The organism is Bacillus cereus group sp. N12 (assembly GCF_016483575.1).
In the GTDB taxonomy this organism is placed as follows: Bacteria; Bacillota; Bacilli; order Bacillales; family Bacillaceae_G; genus Bacillus_A; species Bacillus_A toyonensis.
In genome coordinates this window covers 21,135-30,044 of the sequence record NZ_JAEHBO010000068.1, presented here as the reverse complement: position 1 = coordinate 30,044, position 8,910 = coordinate 21,135, and the positions used below count along the sequence as shown (strand labels likewise).

The window sequence follows — 8,910 nt, the reverse complement described above, 5'->3', positions numbered from 1 at the left end:
GGTTTTTATGTATTTCATATTCAAAATACCATTCAATCATCCAAGATCACTCCCCTTGCTTACTTTACACCTACGTACTATATTATATGATTTCACCTTAATAGGGAAGCTAAATGTATAATCTCTCCCGTGTAATTATTATACAAAAAAAGTAGAGAGGAGATTCTCCTCTCTACTTTTACTTATGTTGTACAAACTTAACCATTAAATTTGCGATTGTATGCTGCTCTTGTTCATCAGCAACTTTCCAAAGCTCAGACAACAATTTTTCTTGATCGTTACGCGCTTCTACTTCATTTGCTAAATAATCGCCAACACGAAATGCCATATCTGATACGGCACCATTATTAAGCCCTTTTCCTTCCGCTTGTTCTAAACGTTCTCCTAAAAAGCTCTTCCACTGATCAAAATTATCTAACACTGACATAATTAAGCACCTCACTATTGAGTAATAAAATCATGCTTAATTTGTGCAACTTTTCATTTTTTATGTAAGAATTTTTTAACAATGCCAGCCACCATTCACACCGATAATTTGTCCAGTTATGTAAGATGCTCCTGATGATACGAGAAATGAAACTGTCTTTGCTACCTCTTCTGGTAAACCTATTCTGCCTAATGGTATCTCTTCAGCAATGCCAATCTTATCTTCTTCAGAAAAGACACTTAACATTTCCGTTTCAATTGCACCTGGTGCTACCGCATTCACACGCAATCCACTTAAAGAAACCTCTTTTGCTAAAGCTTTCACATATGAATTTTGTGCTCCCTTTACCATTGAATATAACACTTCACAAGAAGCCCCTATTTGCCCCCATATAGATGAAACAACTACAATATTTCCACTTCTCCGCCCAATCATAGATGGAAGTGCCATTGATAGTAATTTATATACACTCTTAACTTGAAGTTCTACCATATAATTCAACTCATCATTTGTTACATCTGTCACTAATCCAAAGATACTCTTCCCAGCTGCGTATACGATAACATCAATAGGATGTTCAATTTGTCCCCACAACTGCTCTGCCCCATCATTAGAAGCTAAATCCGCTTGAACAGGAATTACTTCACCCCATTCCTTCTGTAACTCATTTACCTTCTCTTCACTGTTATTGTAATGAACATATACAGTATATCCATCTTGAATTAATTGTTTTGAAATAGCAGAGCCAATCCCTCCGCTCCCTCCAGTTACTAATGCATACTTTTTCATAATTACCCTCTCTTATCTCTACAAGCTCATTTTTCATATAACTAAATAATACCCTCATCTTACAATTTATCAATGATAAGATGAGGGTATCTTTTAAATTTTATTTTTTCGGTAAAACTTGACAAACGCTCATTTTTTCTTCTGATAATAATAATTTCGCTACTTCTTGTAAATCTTGAACAGTTAGGCTTTCTAATTCAGTCAATGCATCAAACAAGCTAGATTCATTAAACGCATATCGCGTAAATTGATTTGCAATATATTCCGGTGAATTCAACGAGCGTAAAAAGCCACCAATTTTCTTTTTCTTTACTCGTTCTAATGCTGCCTCATCTAATTGATCATAATTTGTGTTTAATAAAATATCTTTCAAACGCTTTTCCAATTCATCCGGTTGCTTCGTATCACCGCCAACCATTGCAAAACCGAAGTTATTCTCTTCCGTATAATCATACGAGAACGAATCATCAATAAGCCCTTCATTATATAACGATTCATAATGAACGGAGCTTTTTCCAAATAAATAATCTAAAAGTAACGTAAGCGCGATTTCTTGTTTTAAAAGAGCTTTCCCTTTTTCTTTTAAATTTGTCGCTTTAATACCGACTAAACATTTCGGTGTTTGTACAGGCATTGAAATGATTTTCTTCTTTTCATTTACCTCATTTGGTTCATCTTCAAATGAACGTACAATTTCCGGCTGATTTTTATAATCTTTTTTCGCTTGATTTTCACGCACTAAGTCCATTGTTTCCTCTGGATCAATTGCACCAACAACAAATAGTAACATATTGCTCGGATGATAAAATGTTTCGTAGCATTCATATAATAGGTCTTTCGTAATTTTACTAATAGACTCGATTGTCCCTGCAATATCAATTTTAATGGGGTGCTTTACAAACAAGCTATCAATTAATCCAAAGTATAAGCGCCAATCTGGATTATCTTGATACATTTGAATTTCCTGTCCGATAATCCCCTTTTCTTTTTCAACAGTTTTTTCAGAGAAGTAAGGCTCTTGTACGAAATTTAACAACGTATTTAAATTTTGTTCTACATTTGATGTGCATGAAAAAAGATAAGCTGTTCTTGTAAAGGATGTGAAAGCATTTGCCGATGCTCCTTGTTTACTAAACAATTGAAAAGCATCGTGATCTTCTTTTTCAAATAATTTATGCTCAAGAAAATGCGCAATTCCGTCAGGTACACGAATCATTTCTTCTTTACCTAATGGTACGAATGTATTATCCATAGAACCATACTTTGTCGTAAACGTTGCAAATGTTTTATTAAATCCTTGCTTCGGTAAAACATATACATCTAATCCATTCGGAAGTTTTTCATAATAGAGCGTCTCTTTTAATTGCTCATAAACAATCTTCTCCATTTATTCTCCCTCCGTTCCTTGTAAAAAGTAAATTGTATCTAGTTCAATATTTTTAGCAACTTTCACAATCTCTTCTTTCGTCACACTTTCTATACCTGTTAACCATTCTTCAACTGGACGTGTACGATCTGAAATAATACCATGATATAGCATTTCCACAAATCCACGTGGCGTATCAATTGCTTCTAATATTTGATTTTGAATGACACTTTTCGTTTGATGCATCTCTTCTTCAGAAAAATCACCATTTTGCATCGCAAGCATTTGTTCTTTAATAATTTCAACTGCTTTTTCATAATTTTTTGCTTCAATCCCTGACATAACAAACAACAAGCCTTTATGACTTTCAAATCTTGATGCTGCATAGTACGCTAAACTATTCTTTTCACGGACATTTACGAATAACTTTGAATGAGAAAAACCTCCAAACAGCCCATTGAACAATTGCAGCGCGAAATAATCTTCATCTTTATATGTGACAAACGTACGATAACCAATGTGTAATTTACTTTGTTTTAATTCTTGTTTTTCAACAACTTCTTTTTCTTCATTATTTCGCTTATGAAGGAGTACATTTCTTTCTCTCACAGGACGCGCTGTAATAGAAAAATACTTACTTACAAGATCAACTGCGTTTTCTGAAATATCACCAATAATATATAGATCCATTTCATCTTCCGCTAACACCTTTTGATAATATTGATACAGACTTTCATTTGTAATAGAAGTAACACTCTCTTTTTTTCCATTTGCACTTAATCGATACGGTTCTACTTTGCACATTTCTTCGATTAAACGCTCATTTGCATAGCGCATTTTATCATCATAAGTAGCTTCAATTCTCTGCAAAAGCGCTCTTTTTTCACTTTCTACAATAGAAGGTAGGAAACTATTCCCCTCTGTTACTGGATGTAAAACAATATCCGATAACATAGAAAGCGCTTTTTCAAATAACGGTGGTGCATCGTGTAAATATACTTCATTTGCAATGTCTACATAAATGGAGATGATATGGTCTTCCCCTTTTTTACTTACATCTACTCCCAAAGAAGATCCGTATAATTCTTCTAAATATTGACGTAGACGAATTACAGAAGGAAGTTTTTCTGTCGCACTTTGCAATACGTATGGCAATAGGGCACGCTCTGTCACCGTCTCCTCATTTAAAGGTGCTTTAAAACGAAATACAAAGGTATTTGTTTTATATTTATCAGTCGGAATAATATGTACTCGCAAACCACCTAACTCATGTAATTGTTGTTCCATTAGTTTCATTTATAGCCCTCCTTTACGTATATAGGAATATTCCTCTTCAATATACAGTTTTTAGAAATAAAAAACCAATTTTTCTTCCTTATTATGCTTACAAATGACTTTTTCTAAAAACTATAATATGTAAGGAACATAGTAAAATTTCGTATTACATATATTCTATGTAAAAAAGCTCACACTAATGTGCGAGCTTTTTTCTACTTACAAATTACTTATCGTTTTCCTTTTTCATAAGGAGTTCCTAATGCTTTCGGAGCTTCAGAACGACCTACAAAACCGACAAGTGCTAATATTGTGAATACATACGGTAATATCGTTAATAAAACACTTGGAATCTGGTCTAATACAGGAATTGTTCCACCCGTTACACTAAGAGACTGAGCAAAACCAAAGAATAGAGCTGCACCCAGTGCGCCTAGCGGATTCCACTTCCCAAAGATCATAGCAGCTAAAGCTAAGAAACCTTGTCCTGTAATAGTTGCCCCTGAGAAGTTATTAGAAATGGACATTGCAAAAATCGCTCCACCAATTCCGGCAAACACCCCTGATATACAAACGCCGATATAGCGCATTTTATATACGTTAATCCCCATCGTATCCGCTGCCATTGGGTGTTCACCAACAGCACGCAATCGAAGACCAAACGGTGTTTTATAAATAACATACCAAACAACAAATGCTAAAATAATCGCAATATACGACGTTATTGGTACATTTGAAAAGAATATTTTCCCTATAACCGGAATATCCGAAAGACCTGGAATATCAATCTTTTCAATACGGTACTGAATAAAGTCAGTCTGCCCTTTATCAAAGATCTTCTTAATTGCAAATACTGTTAAACCAAGAGATAAGAAGTTAATTGCTACACCACTTACAACTTGATCCGCTCGGAATGTAATAGATGCTACTGCATGAAGTAATGCAAATAAACCACTACCAATTGCCGCAAACAATAACGCAATCCACGGAGTCATCGTTCCCCAAGTATCACCCATTAATAAGTTTGTAACAACTCCAATAAATGCACCAAATAGCATTAGTCCTTCTAATCCGATATTTACAACACCCGATCGTTCACTAAATACACCACCTAGTGCTGTGAAAATTATAGGTGCCGATGTATATAACGTACCCGTCACAAGAATGGCTAATATATCTAAAAAGCTCATTTATTTCCCCTCCTTGCTCATGCGTGTAAGCGCCCATCTTAACACATAACTACATGCAACAAAGAAGATGATACATGCAATAATTACGTTTATAAGCTCTGATGGCACATCTGCCTCAAAGTTCATTTGAGGGGAAGCACTTTTCAAACCACCAAATAATAAAGCTGAAAGGATAATACCAAACGGATTATTTCCTCCAAGTAAGGCTACGGCAATCCCGTCAAACCCTACCCCTGTAAAGGAGGACATCGCTGTCATGCTTTGGAATGTTCCTAATCCTTCCATCGCTCCACCAATCCCTGCGAACGCACCAGCAATTGTCATGGAAAATACTACATTACGAGAAACTTTCATCCCTGCATATTGAGAAGCATGTTGATTAAATCCTACTGACTTTAATTCATAACCTAAAGTTGTTCGATCTAATAAGAACCACATTAAAATAGCGATTAAAATTGCTACAATAATTCCCCAGTGAAGGCGTGAACCGTCAGTAATGGATGCAAGCCAGTCTGAAGATAATGACGCACTCTCTTTAATGTCGTACGTTTTATCATTACCCTCGTGTAAAAAGCGCTTAATAATATCATATGTTACATATAACGCGATATAGTTCATCATAATTGTTACAATAACTTCATTAACTTGAAACTTTCCCTTTAAATATCCAGGGATGAAACCCCAGATTCCGCCTACTAACGCCGCGAATAAAATAGATAATGGAATGTGAAGAACAGCTGGTAGCGAGACTGCATAACCGAACCAAACCGCTGCAAGCCAACCAACTAACAATTGACCCTCTACCCCGATATTAAATAAACCTGTACGAAATGCAAACGCCACCGATAAACCAGCAAGAATAAGCGGTATCATTGTACGAAGTGTTTCACCAATCGCACTTGGACTGCCGAACATGCCTGTCCAAAGTGCACTATAACCAACAATTGGGTCATAGCCACTAACTAGCATTACAATCGCTCCTACAAGTAAGCCAAAAATAACGGATAGTACTGGGACTAAAATATTTATCGTTCGTTCTGTTAAAAGTTTTTTAGCCATTTGTACCCACCTGCTCCTTCTTTGTTCCTCCAGCCATTAACAATCCAAGCTGTTGTTCATTCGTTTCTTTCGCATCAACTATTGCTACAATTGTTCCTTCATAAATAACAGCAATTCGATCGCTAACATTTAAAATTTCCTCTAACTCTAGTGATAAAAGTAATACACCTTTTCCTTTATCTCTTTGCTCTATTAATCTCTTATGAATAAATTCAATTGCCCCTACATCTAAACCACGTGTCGGCTGTGCAGCAATTAATAAATCTGGATCACGGTCTACTTCACGTGCAATAATTGCCTTTTGCTGATTTCCCCCAGATAGTGCACGAGCTAACGTTTGCTCACTAGGTGTACGTACATCAAACTGTTCAATAAGTGCCTTTGCTTTTTCTGTAATTTTGCTGAAATTTAAAATCCCTTTCTTTGAAAACGGATTTTTATAGTACGTTTGCAAAACTATATTATCTCTAACAGAAAAATCAAGAACGAGTCCGTGTTTATGACGATCTTCTGGAATATGACCAATTCCTTCTTCTGTTATTTTTCTAACAGGCCAATTTGTTATTTCTTTCCCTTTAATTGCAATAGAACCTGACTCAACTTTTCGTAAACCAGTAATTGCTTCTATTAATTCACTTTGTCCGTTTCCATCAATTCCTGCAATACCAACAATTTCCCCCGCACGAACAGTTAAGTCAAGGCCTTTTACAGCAGGTAGTTGACGTGCATCGTGAACAACAAGGTTTGCAATTGAAAGTACCTCTTCTTTTGGCTTCGCGTCTATTTTTTCTGTTTTAAAATTCACTTGACGTCCGACCATTAATTCTGCAAGTTTATTTTCATCCGTATTTGCAACGTCAACCGTTCCAATCCCTTTTCCTTTACGAATAATCGTACAACGATCGCAAACTTCCATAATTTCTTTCAACTTATGTGTAATAAGAACAATAGATTTCCCTTCTTGCACAAGCTTTTTCATAATTTGAATTAGCTCATGAATTTCTTGTGGTGTTAACACAGCTGTCGGTTCATCAAATATTAAAATTTCTGCCCCGCGGTAAAGTGTTTTTAAAATCTCAACACGCTGTTGCATACCGACAGAAATATCTTGTATTTTCGCATATGGATCTACAGCTAAACCGTATTGTTCAGACAGTTTTTGAATTTCTTTAGCAGCTTCCTCAACAGCAATTTTCCCTTTTTTCTTCGGTTCGTTTCCGAGAATAATATTCTCTGTAACTGTAAAATTATGAACAAGCATAAAGTGCTGATGTACCATTCCAATACCAAGGTCATTTGCTATATTCGGATTTGTAATCTTTACAGTTTTTCCTTTAATTTTAATTTCACCTTGTTCTGGCTGGTACAAACCAAATAGTACATTCATCAATGTGGATTTCCCTGCACCATTTTCTCCAAGTAAAGCATGTATTTCTCCCTGCTTTACTTGCAGCGTAATATCATCATTCGCTACAATGCCTGGGAATACTTTCGTAATGTTATTCATCTCAATTACGTATTCCATTGTGTTCCTCCTTTTAACAGGGAACATTCCCCTATTACACTATTAACTTATTAAGCAATTCGGAAGCTTTATACATACAAAGGTTAGTTCTATGAACTAACCTTTGCTATTTCTCTATTTATTTTTTTAGAGAAGCTTCATATTCTTTATACTCTTTATCTGTAGCTGGTACTTTAATTGCACCATCTGTAATTTTCTTTTCAAACTCTTCTACTTTTGTTAAAATTTCAGGGTTAACTTTTTTCACGTTGTCAGTTGTTTTTGCAATACCAACGCCGTCATCTTTTAAGCCAAACGCTTCTATTTTACCGCCTTTTAATTTACCGTCTTTCGCTTCTTGTGCTACTTTTTCAACAGCGATATCTACACGTTTTACCATTGAAGTTAATGTTACGTTTTCAGGCATACCTTCTTGGTTTTGGTCACGGTCAACACCGATTACCCAAACGTTTTCACCTTTTTTCTTACGGTTTTTCGCTTCAGTGAATACACCATTACCTGTACCACCAGCAGCATGATAAATTACATCTACGCCTTGACCATACATTGCTGAAGCAAGTACTGTACCTTTTTCAGGTTTATCAAATGCTTCTGCATATTCAGATACGATTTCAATATTTGGATTTACTGCCTTTGCACCAGCTTTAAATCCATTTTCGAATTTACTAATTAAATCACTCTTCATTCCACCAACAAATCCTACTTTATTCGATTTCGTTGACATAGCTGCTACCGCACCTACAAGGAATGAGCCTTCATGATCTTTAAATGTAATGCTTGTTACGTTTGGTGCATCTACAACAGTATCAACGATTGCGAATTGTTGTTTTGGAGATTCTTTTGCTACTTCTTTAATTGCACCTTCTAATTTATAACCAATTCCGAAAGATAAATCATACTTATCTTTTGAAAATTTCTTTAAGTTCGGAATATAATCTGCTTCTTTTTCAGACTGTAGGTAACGATAATTTGTCTTTTCCTTTAAATCGTTATCTTTACCAAACTTTTTTAGCCCTTCCCAAGAAGATTGGTTGAATGATTTATCATCAACGCCTCCAACATCTGTTACCATACCGACTTTGAAATCTTTATTGTCTTTACTGTCTTTCTTGTCACTGCTCGCTTTATCCGAGTTACCACATGCACCTAAAACTGTACTTGCTGCTAATGTTAATGATAATAAAAGACCTGCTTTTTTCTTCATACTAGAAACCCCTCCTAAAATGATATATATATTTCTTCTTACGCTGCTGTCCCTTACTTCTTGCTGTCACCTCCC

Annotated in this window: 8 protein-coding genes; all 8 read right to left on the bottom strand. The window is 35.5% G+C overall.

Going from position 1 to position 8,910, the window contains the following annotated elements; translation table 11 throughout:
* Positions 1-178 precede the first annotated feature (178 nt).
* The 8 genes from JDS92_RS23390 to JDS92_RS23355 all read right to left on the bottom strand — a co-directional run bounded on the left by JDS92_RS23390 (position 179) and on the right by JDS92_RS23355 (position 8,835).
* Entirely contained in the window at positions 179-427 is a 249-nt protein-coding gene (locus JDS92_RS23390; RefSeq protein ID WP_000114447.1) for a DUF3243 domain-containing protein, read from the bottom strand.
* Positions 428-502: 75 nt separating this feature from the next.
* Positions 503-1,216 (bottom strand): elongation factor P 5-aminopentanone reductase, encoded by a 714-nt coding sequence (gene ymfI, locus JDS92_RS23385; RefSeq protein ID WP_097957668.1) that lies wholly within the window; start codon positions 1,214-1,216, stop codon positions 503-505.
* 100 nt (positions 1,217-1,316) lie between these two features.
* Positions 1,317-2,603, bottom strand: coding sequence for an EF-P 5-aminopentanol modification-associated protein YfmH (gene yfmH / locus JDS92_RS23380; RefSeq protein WP_000411962.1), 1,287 nt, complete (start codon positions 2,601-2,603; stop codon positions 1,317-1,319).
* Entirely contained in the window at positions 2,604-3,878 is a 1,275-nt protein-coding gene (yfmF, locus tag JDS92_RS23375) for an EF-P 5-aminopentanol modification-associated protein YfmF (protein ID WP_098711836.1), read from the bottom strand.
* A 209-nt stretch (positions 3,879-4,087) separates the two neighbouring features.
* Complete coding sequence (locus JDS92_RS23370) at positions 4,088-5,047, bottom strand: ABC transporter permease (RefSeq protein ID WP_000008852.1); 960 nt, start codon at positions 5,045-5,047, stop codon at positions 4,088-4,090.
* Entirely contained in the window at positions 5,048-6,106 is a 1,059-nt protein-coding gene (locus JDS92_RS23365; protein WP_001085263.1) for an ABC transporter permease, read from the bottom strand. It lies immediately after the preceding gene.
* Positions 6,099-7,631 (bottom strand): ABC transporter ATP-binding protein, encoded by a 1,533-nt coding sequence (locus JDS92_RS23360; protein WP_000456934.1) that lies wholly within the window; start codon positions 7,629-7,631, stop codon positions 6,099-6,101. The genes JDS92_RS23365 and JDS92_RS23360 overlap by 8 nt, the downstream gene beginning before the upstream one ends.
* Before the next feature lie 118 nt (positions 7,632-7,749).
* Positions 7,750-8,835 (bottom strand): BMP family lipoprotein, encoded by a 1,086-nt coding sequence (locus JDS92_RS23355; RefSeq protein ID WP_000725766.1) that lies wholly within the window; start codon positions 8,833-8,835, stop codon positions 7,750-7,752.
* Positions 8,836-8,910 lie beyond the last annotated feature (75 nt).